Origin of the sequence: Shigella sp. FJ200513, assembly GCF_040495915.1 — a bacterium.
Taxonomy (GTDB): Bacteria; Pseudomonadota; Gammaproteobacteria; order Enterobacterales; family Enterobacteriaceae; genus ECMA0423.
The window spans coordinates 1-11,872 of the sequence record NZ_JBDYCV010000107.1; the positions used below are offsets into that span (position 1 = coordinate 1).

General features: G+C 50.4%; 11 protein-coding genes. 7 read left to right on the forward strand and 4 right to left on the reverse strand.

Translation table 11 applies throughout. From position 1 onward, the window contains the following. Positions 1 to 205 precede the first annotated feature (205 nt). Positions 206 to 1,075, forward strand: a complete 870-nt coding sequence (locus ABZJ92_RS17700; protein WP_001008046.1) for a YjeJ family protein — start codon at positions 206 to 208, stop codon at positions 1,073 to 1,075. Positions 1,076 to 1,277: 202 nt separating this feature from the next. On the opposite strand, the gene ABZJ92_RS17705 is transcribed toward ABZJ92_RS17700, so the two are convergent. The 3 genes from ABZJ92_RS17705 to ABZJ92_RS17715 all read right to left on the reverse strand — a co-directional run bounded on the left by ABZJ92_RS17705 (position 1,278) and on the right by ABZJ92_RS17715 (position 3,752). Further along, entirely contained in the window at positions 1,278 to 1,631 is a 354-nt protein-coding gene (locus ABZJ92_RS17705; RefSeq protein WP_000558209.1) for a DUF4156 domain-containing protein, read from the reverse strand. A 137-nt stretch (positions 1,632 to 1,768) separates the two neighbouring features. Continuing rightward, positions 1,769 to 3,415 (reverse strand): chaperonin GroEL, encoded by a 1,647-nt coding sequence (gene groL, locus ABZJ92_RS17710; RefSeq protein ID WP_000729117.1) that lies wholly within the window; start codon positions 3,413 to 3,415, stop codon positions 1,769 to 1,771. 43 nt (positions 3,416 to 3,458) lie between these two features. Then, on the reverse strand, positions 3,459 to 3,752 hold the full coding sequence (locus tag ABZJ92_RS17715; protein WP_001026276.1) for a co-chaperone GroES: 294 nt from the start codon (positions 3,750 to 3,752) through the stop codon (positions 3,459 to 3,461). A 275-nt stretch (positions 3,753 to 4,027) separates the two neighbouring features. On the opposite strand from ABZJ92_RS17715, the gene yjeH reads away from it, so the two are divergent. Further along, complete coding sequence (gene yjeH / locus ABZJ92_RS17720) at positions 4,028 to 5,284, forward strand: L-methionine/branched-chain amino acid transporter (protein ID WP_000015826.1); 1,257 nt, start codon at positions 4,028 to 4,030, stop codon at positions 5,282 to 5,284. A gap of 15 nt (positions 5,285 to 5,299) precedes the next feature. On the opposite strand, the gene ABZJ92_RS17725 is transcribed toward yjeH, so the two are convergent. After that, on the reverse strand, positions 5,300 to 5,776 hold the full coding sequence (locus tag ABZJ92_RS17725; RefSeq protein ID WP_001267445.1) for an FxsA family protein: 477 nt from the start codon (positions 5,774 to 5,776) through the stop codon (positions 5,300 to 5,302). 336 nt (positions 5,777 to 6,112) lie between these two features. On the opposite strand from ABZJ92_RS17725, the gene aspA reads away from it, so the two are divergent. The 5 genes from aspA (at position 6,113) to ABZJ92_RS17750 (ending at position 11,707) form a co-directional block, all read left to right on the forward strand. Further along, complete coding sequence (gene aspA, locus ABZJ92_RS17730) at positions 6,113 to 7,549, forward strand: aspartate ammonia-lyase (RefSeq protein ID WP_000069437.1); 1,437 nt, start codon at positions 6,113 to 6,115, stop codon at positions 7,547 to 7,549. 117 nt (positions 7,550 to 7,666) lie between these two features. Continuing rightward, positions 7,667 to 8,968, forward strand: a complete 1,302-nt coding sequence (gene dcuA / locus ABZJ92_RS17735; protein WP_000961959.1) for an anaerobic C4-dicarboxylate transporter DcuA — start codon at positions 7,667 to 7,669, stop codon at positions 8,966 to 8,968. Positions 8,969 to 9,083: 115 nt separating this feature from the next. Continuing rightward, positions 9,084 to 9,422 (forward strand): divalent cation tolerance protein CutA, encoded by a 339-nt coding sequence (cutA, locus tag ABZJ92_RS17740; RefSeq protein ID WP_000883409.1) that lies wholly within the window; start codon positions 9,084 to 9,086, stop codon positions 9,420 to 9,422. Continuing rightward, on the forward strand, positions 9,398 to 11,095 hold the full coding sequence (dsbD, locus tag ABZJ92_RS17745; RefSeq protein WP_000068912.1) for a protein-disulfide reductase DsbD: 1,698 nt from the start codon (positions 9,398 to 9,400) through the stop codon (positions 11,093 to 11,095). Before cutA ends, dsbD begins: the two co-directional genes overlap by 25 nt. A gap of 36 nt (positions 11,096 to 11,131) precedes the next feature. Continuing rightward, entirely contained in the window at positions 11,132 to 11,707 is a 576-nt protein-coding gene (locus tag ABZJ92_RS17750; RefSeq protein ID WP_001188520.1) for a transcriptional regulator, read from the forward strand. Positions 11,708 to 11,872: the final 165 nt, after the last annotated feature.

The following is an 11,872-nucleotide window of genomic DNA, read 5'->3' on the forward strand; positions in this document are numbered from 1 at the left end:
CTGATGGAAATGGAAGCCACGCAAGCACCTTAAAATCACCATCATACACTAAATCAGTAAGTTGGCAGCATTACCTTCTTTTCTGTTTATATAGAGTGAGCACGGCTATTTATGTTATTTTAACAACTATTACTACCAAGCCCATTTATCTGGCTTATAAATTAAAATTAATTATTTAATTGAGAAATGGTTAGGGAGAACCTACATGGCCATAAGCATCAAGGGTGTTAATACCGGTGTTATTCGCAAGAGTAATAATTTCATTGCACTGGCGCTGAAAATTAAAGAACCTCGCAATAAAGAATCGTTGTTCTTTATGTCTGTCATGGAACTGCGCGACCTGCTGATTGCGCTGGAAAGTCGTCTGCATCAAAAGCATAAACTGGATGCTGCTGCACGCCTTCAGTATGAGCAAGCTCGCGATAAAGTCATTAAGAAAATGGCAGAAAACATCCCAGAAATTCTGGTTGATGAGCTTAAAAATGCCGATATTAATCGTCGGGTTAACACGCTGGAACTTACCGATAATCAAGGCGAAAATCTTACCTTCGTATTAACGCTACATGACGGTAGCAAATGTGAGTTAGTCGTCAATGAGTTGCAGATTGAAATGCTGGCGCGAGCAATCATTCATGCAATTAATAATGCGGAAATGCGTGAACTGGCATTACGTATTACCTCACTGTTAGATTTCCTGCCGTTATACGACGTTGACTGCCAGGACAATGGCAATCTGGAATATGACACCTATTCCCAACCGGAATGGAAACATAACTTGTTCGACCATTATCTGGCGGTGCTTTACCGCTTTAAAGATGAAAGTGGCAAAGAACAATTTAGCGGCGCAGTGGTGAAAACGCGTGAAGCAACGCCGGGTAAAGAAATAGAGGCGATCACTCGCCGAATGCTTGATTTCAGCCCACGACTGAAAAAACTCGCGGGTGTGCCATGTCAGGTCTATGTTCGCACCGTAGCGGCGAATAACGCCCAACCGCTAACCCAGGATCAATGCTTACGCGCGCTGCATCACTTACGTGTACAATCCACCAGCAAAACTGCACCACAGGCGAAATAATCTCATCTTTGCTAATGCGAGGCTGGAGCCATCCAGCCTGAAATGACTGATAACGTGATCGTTGGTCATGCCGGATGCGGCGTAAACGCCTTATCCGGCCTACAAATTCTCAAGCATTCAATCAGTTGCAATGCCTGCTGTAGGCCTGATAAGCGAAGCGCATCAGGCAATAATACGTTTGTCACCCAGCCTCTGGATCACATCAGTTCGGGCACTTATAAACCTGACCGATAATCTGGCTATCCGTCGGGACAAAACTGGACAACATTCCCTGCGACGGGCTGCTGATGCCATAAATCACGTTACCGCCCATTGCAGCCGCCTGGTTGCGCAGATCGTTTGCTGCGCCGCGCATAGAACCGCCCTCTTCTCCGTGTTGCCCGGAAAGCCAGTTGCTTTGCTTACCTGTCGCAGTACCAATCAGCTGGCACTCTGCGCCTGGCTGCTCGTCCACAATGCGTACACTCTGACCGGCAGCACTCAATTCGTTGCTGGAGCTACAACCCGCCATCAGTAGCGCGGCACCGACAATCCCTGCTAAGTATTTTACGTGCATGTTATTCCCCATAATCAATGAGCTGGACGCCACTCGCGTCATCCGTGTCTGAATCTTATACTAGAAAGATGACCAAAAGAAAAACCCCCAGACATTTCTGCCCGGGGGTTTGTTTATTTCTGCGAAGTGCAGGGCAATTACATCATGCCGCCCATGCCACCCATGCCGCCCATACCGCCAGCAGCGCCTAAGTCAGCTGCATCGTTTTTCGGCAGGTCGGTAACCATGCATTCGGTGGTGATCATCAGGCCAGCCACAGAAGCTGCGTACTGCAGAGCAGAACGGGTTACTTTGGTTGGGTCCAGGATACCCATGTCGATCATGTTGCCGTATTCTTCGGTTGCTGCGTTGTAACCGTAGTTGCCGTCGCCGCCTTTAACGGTGTTAGCAACAACAGACGGTTCTTCGCCGCAGTTCAGGACGATCTGACGCAGCGGAGCTTCCATTGCACGCAGTGCAACTTTGATACCCACGTTCTGGTCTTCGTTCTGACCACGCAGGTCAGCCAGTTTAGACGCTACGCGGATCAGCGCAACACCACCACCAGCAACCACGCCTTCTTCTACCGCAGCACGGGTCGCGTGCAGGGCATCTTCAACGCGTGCTTTTTTCTCTTTCATTTCAACTTCGGTAGCAGCACCTACTTTGATAACTGCAACGCCGCCTGCCAGTTTCGCTACGCGCTCCTGCAGTTTTTCACGGTCGTAGTCAGAAGTTGCTTCTTCAATCTGCTGACGGATCTGAGCAACACGGCCCTGGATTGCAGCTTCTTCACCCACGCCATCGATGATAGTGGTGGTGTCTTTGTTGATCACAACACGTTTAGCCTGACCCAGGTCTTCCAGGGTTGCTTTTTCCAGCTCCATACCGATCTCTTCAGAGATTACGGTACCGCCAGTCAGGGTTGCGATATCCTGCAGCATAGCTTTACGACGATCGCCGAAGCCCGGAGCTTTAACCGCAGCAACTTTCACGATGCCACGCATGGTGTTAACAACCAGAGTTGCTAGCGCTTCGCCTTCAACATCTTCAGCGATGATCAGCAGCGGTTTGCCTGCTTTGGCAACAGCTTCCAGAACCGGCAGCATTTCGCGGATGTTGGAGATTTTCTTGTCAGCCAGCAGGATGAACGGGCTTTCCAGTTCTACTGCGCCAGTTTCCGGCTTGTTGATGAAGTAAGGAGACAGGTAGCCACGGTCGAACTGCATACCTTCAACCACGTCCAGTTCGTCCTGCAGACCGGTACCGTCTTCAACGGTGATAACGCCTTCTTTACCGACTTTGTCCATCGCTTCAGCGATCAGTTTACCTACGGTTTCGTCGGAGTTAGCGGAGATGGTACCAACCTGAGCAATCGCTTTAGAATCAGAGCACGGTACGGACAGCGCTTTCAGTTCTTCAACTGCAGCGGTAACCGCTTTGTCGATACCACGTTTCAGGTCCATCGGGTTCATGCCCGCAGCAACAGCTTTCAGACCTTCAGTGATGATAGCCTGAGCCAGTACGGTTGCAGTGGTGGTACCGTCGCCTGCAGCGTCGTTCGCTTTGGAGGCAACTTCTTTCACCATCTGCGCACCCATATTTTCGAACTTGTCTTCCAGTTCGATTTCACGAGCAACGGAAACACCATCTTTGGTGATGGTCGGTGCACCGAAAGATTTATCCAGAACTACGTTACGGCCTTTTGGACCGAGGGTAACTTTCACTGCATCTGCCAGTACGTTTACGCCGCGCAGCATTTTCACACGAGCGTCGTTACCGAATTTTACGTCTTTAGCTGCCATTATCTTTATTCCTTAAATTCGTATGTTCAGTGTCGTGCGCGGATTACGCTTCAACAATTGCCAGAATGTCGCTTTCGGACATGATCAACACTTCTTCATTGTCGATCTTCTCGGATTTCACACCGTAGCCATCGTTGAAAATAACGATGTCGCCAACTTTCACGTCCAGCGGCTTCACTTCGCCATTTTCAAGGATACGGCCATTGCCGACAGCCAGCACTTCGCCGCGGGTGGATTTAGCCGCTGCAGAGCCGGTCAGAACGATGCCGCCAGCAGATTTAGTTTCAACTTCTTTACGCTTGACGATCACGCGATCATGCAATGGACGAATATTCATTGATAACTCTCCTTTGAGAAAGTCCGTATCTGTTATGGGTGACGCCGGAGCTTACGTGGTTTCCCGGCTGGTGACCAGAGAAATGGGGATGAGGCTTCGCCCCTTCAAGGGGGAAAAAGAAAAAAAATTCTGATCAGCACAAAATCGGGTGAAAACCCTGATTCACCTCACATTTCATCGCAATTTCTTCATCGCCGTCATAAGCGAATCTGATTGTGCTACCATCGAAAATCTACGCAGTTGCCCAAAATTTGGGCGCAATCGGATATCAACCCATGAGTGGACTCAAACAAGAACTGGGGCTGGCCCAGGGCATTGGCCTGCTATCGACGTCATTATTAGGCACTGGCGTGTTTGCCGTTCCTGCGTTAGCTGCACTGGTAGCAGGCAATAACAGCCTGTGGGCGTGGCCCGTTTTGATTATCTTAGTGTTCCCGATTGCGATTGTGTTTGCGATTCTGGGTCGCCACTATCCCAGCGCAGGCGGCGTCGCGCACTTCGTCGGTATGGCGTTTGGTTCGCGGCTTGAGCGAGTCACCGGCTGGCTGTTTTTATCGGTCATTCCCGTGGGTTTGCCTGCCGCACTACAAATTGCCGCCGGATTCGGCCAAGCAATGTTTGGCTGGCATAGCTGGCAACTGTTGTTGGCAGAACTCGGTACGCTGGCGTTGGTGTGGTATATCGGTACTCTCGGTGCCAGTTCCAGTGCTAATCTACAAACCGTTATTGCCGGACTTATCGTCGCACTGATTGTCGCTATCTGGTGGGCGGGCGATATCAAACCTGCGAGTATCCCCTTCCCCGCGCCAGGAAATATCGAACTTACCGGGTTATTTGCTGCGTTATCAGTGATGTTCTGGTGTTTTGTCGGTCTGGAAGCATTTGCCCATCTTGCCTCGGAATTTAAAAATCCAGAGCGTGATTTTCCTCGTGCTTTGATGATTGGTCTGCTGCTGGCAGGATTAGTCTACTGGGGCTGTACGGTAGTCGTCTTACACTTCGACGCCTATGGTGAACAAATGGCGGCGGCAGCATCGCTTCCAAAAATTGTAGTACAGTTGTTCGGTGTAGGAGCGTTATGGATTGCCTGCGTAATTGGCTATCTGGCCTGCTTTGCCAGTCTTAACATTTATATACAGAGCTTCGCCCGCCTGGTCTGGTCGCAGGCGCAACATAATCCTGACCACTACCTGGCACGCCTCTCTTCTCGCCATATCCCGAATAATGCCCTCAATGCGGTGCTTGGCTGCTGCGTGGTGAGCACGTTGGTAATTCATGCCTTAGAGATCAATCTGGACGCTCTTATTATTTATGCCAATGGCATCTTTATTATGATTTATCTGTTATGCATGCTGGCAGGCTGTAAATTATTGCAAGGTCGTTATCGACTACTGGCGGTGGTTGGCGGGCTGTTATGCGTTCTGTTACTGGCAATGGTCGGCTGGAAAAGTCTCTATGCGCTGATCATGCTGGTGGGGTTATGGCTGTTTCTGCCAAAACGAAAAACGCCGGAAAATGGCATAACCACATAATCCGGCGTTTCGACATTAATCCTGGCGATCGTCTTTATGATCAAGGCGGTCGCGGTCATCATCCTTTCGCTGATACTCACCATCAAAAGTATTACCGCCACCGGTCCCGGCGCTAAAACCGCCGCCTGGCATGCGAGAAAAGCGCAAATGTGGCATCAACTTCACTGTCAGATGCTTTTGCACCGGCGGCAATAAAAGCAGAAGACCGAGGAAGTCGGTGAAAAAGCCCGGTAATAAAAGCAGCAAACCGGCAATAATCAGCGAAACACTTTTAATCATCTCCGCCGCAGGGTTTTCACCCGCCGCCATTTTTTGCTGCATCAGCACGAAATTCTTAAAGCCCTGGTTACGTACCAGTGACATACCGATAACTGACGTGAATATAACCAGCACGAGGGTCAGCAATACCCCCAATACATGGGCAACCTGAATAAAGATTGAAATCTCAATATAGACATAAAGGAAAATGGCAATAAAAGGTAACCAGCGCAAAGGTTTCTCCTGTAATAGCAGCCGGTTAAACCCGGCTACCTGAATGGGTTGCGAATCGCCTTCAGCTTATATTGTGGTCATTAGCAAAATTTCAAGATGTTTGCGCAACTATTTTTGGTAGTAATCCCAAAGCGGTGATCTATTTCACAAATTAATAATTAAGGGGTAAAAACCGACACTTAAAGTGATCCAGATTACGGTAGAAATCCTCAAGCAGCATATGATCTCGGGTATTCGGTCGATGCAGGGGATAATCGTCGGTCGAAAAACATTCGAAACCACATATATTCTGTGTGTTTAAAGCAAATCATTGGCAGCTTGAAAAAGAAGGTTCACATGTCAAACAACATTCGTATCGAAGAAGATCTGTTGGGTACCAGGGAAGTTCCAGCTGATGCCTACTATGGTGTTCACACTCTGAGAGCGATTGAAAACTTCTATATCAGCAACAACAAAATCAGTGATATTCCTGAATTTGTTCGCGGTATGGTAATGGTTAAAAAAGCCGCAGCTATGGCAAACAAAGAGCTGCAAACCATTCCTAAAAGTGTAGCGAATGCCATCATTGCCGCATGTGATGAAGTCCTGAACAACGGAAAATGCATGGATCAGTTCCCGGTAGACGTCTACCAGGGCGGCGCAGGTACTTCCGTAAACATGAACACCAACGAAGTGCTGGCCAATATCGGTCTGGAACTGATGGGTCACCAGAAAGGTGAATATCAGTACCTGAACCCGAACGACCATGTTAACAAATGTCAGTCCACTAACGACGCCTACCCGACCGGTTTCCGTATCGCAGTTTACTCTTCCCTGATTAAGCTGGTAGATGCGATTAACCAACTGCGTGAAGGCTTTGAACGTAAAGCTGTCGAATTCCAGGACATCCTGAAAATGGGTCGTACCCAGCTGCAGGACGCAGTACCGATGACCCTCGGTCAGGAATTCCGCGCTTTCAGCATCCTGCTGAAAGAAGAAGTGAAAAACATCCAACGTACCGCTGAACTGCTGCTGGAAGTTAACCTTGGCGCAACAGCAATCGGTACTGGTCTGAACACGCCGAAAGAGTACTCTCCGCTGGCAGTGAAAAAACTGGCTGAAGTCACTGGCTTCCCATGCGTACCGGCTGAAGACCTGATCGAAGCGACCTCTGACTGCGGCGCTTATGTTATGGTTCACGGCGCGCTGAAACGCCTGGCTGTGAAGATGTCCAAAATCTGTAACGACCTGCGCTTGCTCTCTTCTGGTCCACGTGCCGGCCTGAACGAGATCAACCTGCCGGAACTGCAGGCGGGCTCTTCCATCATGCCAGCTAAAGTAAACCCGGTTGTTCCGGAAGTGGTTAACCAGGTATGCTTCAAAGTCATCGGTAACGACACCACTGTTACCATGGCAGCAGAAGCAGGTCAGCTGCAGTTGAACGTTATGGAACCGGTCATTGGCCAGGCCATGTTCGAATCCGTTCACATTCTGACCAACGCTTGCTACAACCTGCTGGAAAAATGCATTAACGGCATCACTGCTAACAAAGAAGTGTGCGAAGGTTACGTTTACAACTCTATCGGTATCGTTACTTACCTGAACCCGTTCATCGGTCACCACAACGGTGACATCGTGGGTAAAATCTGTGCCGAAACCGGTAAGAGTGTACGTGAAGTCGTTCTGGAACGCGGTCTGTTGACTGAAGCGGAACTTGACGATATTTTCTCCGTACAGAATCTGATGCACCCGGCTTACAAAGCAAAACGCTATACTGATGAAAGCGAACAGTAATCGTACAGGGTAGTACAAATAAAAAAGGCACGTCAGATGACGTGCCTTTTTTCTTGTGAGCAGTAACTTAAAAATAACAATCTAATATCAACTTGTTAAAAAACAAGGAAGGCTAATATGCTAGTTGTAGAGCTCATCATAGTTTTGCTGGCGATCTTCTTGGGCGCCAGATTGGGGGGAATAGGTATTGGTTTTGCAGGCGGATTGGGGGTGCTGGTTCTTGCCGCTATTGGCGTTAAACCCGGTAACATCCCGTTCGATGTCATTTCCATTATCATGGCGGTTATCGCCGCTATTTCTGCCATGCAGGTTGCTGGCGGTCTGGACTATCTGGTTCATCAGACAGAAAAGCTGCTGCGCCGTAACCCGAAATACATCACGATCCTCGCACCGATCGTGACCTATTTCCTGACTATCTTTGCTGGTACTGGCAACATCTCTCTGGCGACACTGCCAGTTATCGCTGAAGTTGCGAAGGAACAAGGCGTTAAACCTTGCCGTCCGCTCTCTACTGCAGTGGTATCCGCGCAGATTGCGATCACCGCATCGCCAATCTCAGCGGCAGTGGTTTACATGTCTTCCGTGATGGAAGGTCATGGCATCAGCTACCTCCATCTGCTCTCCGTGGTCATCCCGTCCACCCTGCTGGCGGTTCTGGTGATGTCCTTCCTGGTCACTATGCTGTTCAACTCCAAACTCTCTGACGATCCGATTTATCGCAAGCGTCTGGAAGAGGGCTTGGTTGAACTGCGCGGTGAAAAGCAGATTGAAATCAAATCCGGTGCAAAAACGTCCGTCTGGCTGTTCCTGCTGGGCGTAGTTGGCGTGGTTATCTATGCAATCATCAACAGCCCAAGCATGGGTCTGGTTGAAAAACCGCTGATGAACACCACCAACGCAATCCTGATCATCATGCTCAGCGTTGCAACTCTGACCACCGTTATCTGTAAAGTCGATACCGACAACATCCTCAACTCCAGCACCTTCAAAGCAGGTATGAGCGCCTGTATTTGTATCCTGGGTGTTGCGTGGCTGGGCGATACTTTCGTTTCCAACAACATCGACTGGATCAAAGATACCGCTGGTGAAGTGATTCAGGGTCATCCGTGGCTGCTGGCCGTCATCTTCTTCTTTGCTTCTGCTCTGCTGTACTCTCAGGCTGCAACCGCAAAAGCACTGATGCCGATGGCTCTGGCACTGAACGTTTCACCGCTGACCGCTGTTGCTTCTTTCGCTGCGGTGTCTGGTCTGTTCATTCTGCCGACCTACCCGACGCTGGTTGCTGCGGTACAGATGGATGACACGGGTACTACCCGTATCGGTAAATTCGTCTTCAACCATCCGTTCTTCATCCCGGGTACTCTGGGTGTTGCCCTGGCCGTTTGCTTCGGCTTCGTGCTGGGTAGCTTCATGCTGTAATGATCAATCGCGGGGCGTTCACGCCCCGCTTTCTTTCCCGCCGACTAACATCCTTCCCCCGTCCGTTGTATAGTGACCTCTCTCTTGCGGTTCCATCTGTTCTTGCGAGGTGTTTATGCTTGATGAAAAAAGTTCGAATACCACGTCTGTCGTGGTGCTATGTACCGCACCGGATGAAGCGACAGCCCAGGATTTAGCCGCCAAAGTGCTGGCGGAAAAACTGGCGGCCTGCGCGACCTTGATCCCCGGCGCTACCTCTCTCTATTACTGGGAAGGTAAGCTGGAGCAAGAATACGAAGTGCAGATGATTTTAAAAACTACCGTATCTCACCAGCAGGCACTGCTGGAATGCCTGAAGTCTCATCATCCATATCAAACCCCGGAACTTCTGGTTTTACCTGTTACACACGGAGACACAGATTACCTCTCATGGCTCAACGCATCTTTACGCTGATTCTGCTACTTTGCAGCACTTCCGTTTTTGCCGGATTATTCGACGCGCCGGGACGTTCACAATTTGTCCCCGCGGATCAAGCCTTTGCTTTTGATTTTCAGCAAAACCAACATGACCTTAATCTGACCTGGCAGATCAAAGACGGTTACTACCTCTACCGTAAACAGATCCGCATTACGCCGGAACACGCGAAAATTGCCGACGAGCAGCTGCCGCAAGGCGTCTGGCATGAAGATGAGTTTTACGGCAAAAGCGAGATTTACCGCGATCGGCTGACGCTTCCCGTAACCATCAACCAGGCGAGTGCGGGAGCGACGTTAACTGTCACCTACCAGGGCTGTGCTGATGCCGGTTTCTGTTATCCGCCAGAAACCAAAACCGTTCCGTTAAGCGAAGTGGTCGCCAACAACGCAGCGTCACAGCCTGTGTCTGTTTCGCAGCAAGAGCAGCACACCGCGCAATTGCCCTTTTCCGCGCTCTGGGCGTTGTTGATCGGTATTGGTATCGCCTTTACGCCATGCGTGCTGCCAATGTACCCACTGATTTCTGGCATCGTGCTGGGTGGTAAACAGCGGCTCTCCACTGCCAGAGCATTGTTGCTGACCTTTATTTATGTGCAGGGGATGGCACTGACTTACACGGCGCTGGGTCTGGTAGTTGCCGCCGCAGGGTTACAGTTCCAGGCGGCGCTACAGCACCCATACGTGCTCATTGGCCTCGCCATCGTCTTTACCTTGCTGGCGATGTCAATGTTTGGCTTGTTTACTCTACAACTCCCCTCTTCGCTGCAAACACGTCTCACGTTGATGAGCAATCGCCAACAGGGCGGCTCACCTAGCGGTGTGTTTGTTATGGGGGCGATTGCCGGACTGATCTGTTCACCATGCACCACCGCACCGCTTAGCGCGATTCTGCTGTATATCGCCCAAAGCGGGAACATGTGGCCGGGCGGCGGCACGCTTTATCTCTATGCGTTGGGCATGGGCCTGCCGCTGATGCTAATTACCGTCTTTGGTAACCGCTTGCTGCCGAAAAGCGGCCCGTGGATGGAACAAGTCAAAACCGCGTTTGGTTTTGTGATCCTCGCACTGCCGGTCTTCCTGCTGGAGCGAGTGATTGGTGATGTATGGGGATTACGCTTGTGGTCGGCGCTGGGTGTCGCATTCTTTGGCTGGGCCTTTATCACCAGCCTACAGGCTAAACGCGGCTGGATGCGCGTGGTGCAAATAATCCTGCTGGCAGCGGCATTGGTTAGCGTGCGCCCACTTCAGGATTGGGCATTTGGTGCGACGCATACCGCGCAAACTCAAACGCATCTCAACTTTACACAAATCAAAACGGTAGATGAGTTAAATCAGGCGCTCGTTGAAGCCAAAGGCAAACCGGTGATGTTAGATCTTTATGCCGACTGGTGCGTCGCCTGTAAAGAGTTTGAGAAATACACCTTCAGCGACCCGCAGGTGCAAAAAGCGTTAGCAGACACGGTCTTACTTCAGGCCAACGTCACGGCCAACGACGCACAAGATGTGGCGCTGTTAAAGCATCTTAATGTCCTTGGCCTACCGACAATTCTCTTTTTTGACGGACAAGGCCAGGAGCATCCACAAGCACGCGTCACGGGCTTTATGGATGCTGAAACCTTCAGCGCACATTTGCGCGATCGCCAACCGTGAACGACACTTGCAGTGGGAAAGACGGAGGAAAATAGCGTGCAACGTGAAGATGTACTGGGAGAAGCCCTGAAATTATTAGAATTACAAGGGATTGCCAACACCACGCTGGAGATGGTTGCTGAACGTGTGGATTATCCACTGGACGAGCTACGCCGCTTCTGGCCAGACAAAGAGGCAATCCTCTACGATGCGCTGCGTTATCTTAGCCAACAGATAGATGTCTGGCGTCGTCAGCTGATGCTGGACGAAACGCAAACCGCCGAACAAAAGCTGCTGGCACGTTATCAGGCGTTATCGGAGTGCGTTAAAAACAACCGCTATCCGGGCTGTCTATTTATCGCTGCCTGTACGTTTTATCCCGATCCTGGCCACCCTATTCATCAACTGGCCGATCAGCAAAAAAGCGCTGCCTACGATTTCACCCACGAACTGTTAACCACGCTGGAAGTTGACGATCCGGCGATGGTAGCAAAGCAGATGGAACTGGTGCTGGAAGGCTGTTTAAGCCGAATGCTGGTGAATCGTAGCCAGGCGGATGTCGACACTGCACATCGGCTGGCGGAAGATATCCTGCGCTTCGCCCGCTGCCGCCAGGGTGGTGCATTGACCTGACAGAAACACAGAAAAGAAGCGATTTGCCGCAATCTTAAGCAGTTGAATCGCTTTTACTGAAATTAGGTTGACGAGATGTGCAGATTACGGTTTAATGCGCCCCGTTGCCCGGATAGCTCAGTCGGTAGAGCAGGGGATTGAAAATCCCCGTGTCCTTGGTTCGAT

Bases quoted from the DNA above. Each gene is read 5' to 3' on its own strand.
- ABZJ92_RS17700 (WP_001008046.1), top strand. From the start codon at position 206: ATGGCCATAAGCATCAAGGGTGTTAATACCGGTGTTATTCGCAAGAGT.
- ABZJ92_RS17705 (WP_000558209.1), bottom strand. From the start codon at position 1,631: ATGCACGTAAAATACTTAGCAGGGATTGTCGGTGCCGCGCTACTGATG.
- groL (WP_000729117.1), bottom strand. From the start codon at position 3,415: ATGGCAGCTAAAGACGTAAAATTCGGTAACGACGCTCGTGTGAAAATG.
- ABZJ92_RS17715 (WP_001026276.1), bottom strand. From the start codon at position 3,752: ATGAATATTCGTCCATTGCATGATCGCGTGATCGTCAAGCGTAAAGAA.
- yjeH (WP_000015826.1), top strand. From the start codon at position 4,028: ATGAGTGGACTCAAACAAGAACTGGGGCTGGCCCAGGGCATTGGCCTG.
- aspA (WP_000069437.1), top strand. From the start codon at position 6,113: ATGTCAAACAACATTCGTATCGAAGAAGATCTGTTGGGTACCAGGGAA.
- dcuA (WP_000961959.1), top strand. From the start codon at position 7,667: ATGCTAGTTGTAGAGCTCATCATAGTTTTGCTGGCGATCTTCTTGGGC.
- cutA (WP_000883409.1), top strand. From the start codon at position 9,084: ATGCTTGATGAAAAAAGTTCGAATACCACGTCTGTCGTGGTGCTATGT.
- dsbD (WP_000068912.1), top strand. From the start codon at position 9,398: ATGGCTCAACGCATCTTTACGCTGATTCTGCTACTTTGCAGCACTTCC.